This is a genomic window from Paraburkholderia sp. BR14320 (assembly GCF_040948665.1).
Taxonomy (GTDB): Bacteria; Pseudomonadota; Gammaproteobacteria; order Burkholderiales; family Burkholderiaceae; genus Paraburkholderia; species Paraburkholderia youngii.
Genome location: NZ_JBFPKG010000424.1, coordinates 1 through 216 on the forward strand (window position 1 = coordinate 1; position 216 = coordinate 216).

General features: G+C 63.4%; 1 pseudogene. It reads right to left on the reverse strand.

Going from position 1 to position 216, the window contains the following annotated elements:
- Window positions 1-216: pseudogene (locus AB3X89_RS40920) on the reverse strand (IS5/IS1182 family transposase); the annotation flags it as partial.

A 216-nucleotide genomic window follows, 5' to 3' on the forward strand; every position in this document is an offset into this window, starting at 1 on the left:
CACCGCCGAACGCCGCCCCGAGGTGTTTTGCGCTACGTGCGGTGTGACCTTCATCTCGCGGCAGGCCTCGATGAATTCCTGTGCGTCGTAACCCTTGTCCGCGCCCAACGTGATCTCTGCGCCCGCATCCTGTAGTGCTTGCCGCGCGTCGTTGATCATGATCTTGGCCGCTTCACGTTCAGCATGCCCGTCAGCGCGTGTCACGCGCGCGTTGAC